Annotated in this window: 1 protein-coding gene; it reads left to right on the top strand. The window is 51.8% G+C overall.

The features are described 5' to 3' along the window. Positions 1-224: 224 nt before the first annotated feature. Entirely contained in the window at positions 225-1,229 is a 1,005-nt protein-coding gene (locus KOR42_RS26250; RefSeq protein WP_146512748.1) for an HAD family hydrolase, read from the top strand. Positions 1,230-1,461 lie beyond the last annotated feature (232 nt).

The raw sequence follows: 1,461 nt of genomic DNA on the forward strand, positions 1-1,461 counted from the left end.
TGATGCGACATGCCCGGACTCCGTTCCGAGATGACAAAGGAACTTGTGTGACAACAATGCCTTACGTCATCACAACATTTCCATCAAGACGTCTTTTGATACAACACTAAAAAGGTTAACGGCGTTGTGGGCCACCCGCTGAAATGGTCTAATATCGTTCTCATATCCGCGTTCGCGGAGCGGCTTGGCAATTCCCTTTCAGAAGCAAGAAGATTGAAGCAACGATGCCAACATTCCGTCTGAAGCTTGCAACGCTATTCGCCATCCTGTTGCATGGACTCTTCGTTTCGTCCGCGTTCAGTCAGGACGATCCCCTTCCCTCATGGAACGATGGACCAACAAAGTCCGCGATCATTGAGTTCGTCGAATCAGTGACTCGCGAGGGAAGCCCCACGTTCGTTCGTCCCATCAATCGAATTGCTGTGTTCGACAACGACGGAACCCTGTGGCCGGAAGATCCGATTCCCTTCCAACTCGCATTCGCTTTGGACGAACTGAAACGCCTTGCTCCGTCGCATCCGGAATGGAAGAACAACCCCGTCTTGCAGGCCGGACTCAATGACGACATCCCTACGCTCCTCACGAGTGGAGAAAAAGGGCTGATCGAAATATTGGACGCTTCTCACACGAAAATTACAACCACCGAGTTTGACAAGCGGGTTCAAAACTGGAGCAGAACGGCCAAGCATCCTCGCTTCAAACGTCGCTACCTCGATCTGACCTATCAGCCGATGCAGGAGGTGCTCCGCTACCTTCGCGCCAACAAATTCAAAACCTGGATTGTCTCCGGAGGCGGTGCCGATTTCATGCGAGTCTGGTCACGCCGAGTTTACGGAATCCCCCCCGAACAAGTGATTGGCTCAGTCGGCAACACCAAATTTGGAATGCAAGAAGGCCTGCCGGTCCTCATCAAAGAACCGGGCGTCTCGTTCGTTGACGACAAGACAGGCAAGCCGGTTGGCATTCACCGACAATTGGGACGCCGTCCCATCGCTGCCTTCGGGAACTCCGATGGCGACCTCGAAATGCTTCAATGGACCACAATCGAGCGTAAAACAAGTTTCGGATTGATCGTCCATCACACCGACGCAGTCCGCGAATACGCTTACGACGCTCATCCTAAAAGCAGCGGGAAACTGGTCAAAGCATTGGAGCAAGCGAAAGGCAACGGATGGGTTGTCGTCGACATGAAAAACGACTGGGCAACTATTTTCTCCCCTGAGAAGTAAGCTGTTTACGACAAAACTCGTGAGCAGTTTTTTAGAGTCGTCATCCCGAATAGCCTTAGACTTTTCGTGCGATCGCTCAGAGGCTATCCGGAAACTGAGGTTTTGTGAAAGTCTGGTTTTGTTCACACTTTGCGGTTCATCAACGCAAAGGAGTGCACGGTGTCCGAGGCGATTCGAAAAGCGTACCCAAGTGACCTGACTGACCTTCAGTGGGAGATGATCGAAATGATTC

The sequence above is a fragment of the Thalassoglobus neptunius genome (genome assembly GCF_007859735.1).
Classification (GTDB): domain Bacteria; phylum Planctomycetota; class Planctomycetia; order Planctomycetales; family Planctomycetaceae; genus Thalassoglobus; species Thalassoglobus neptunius.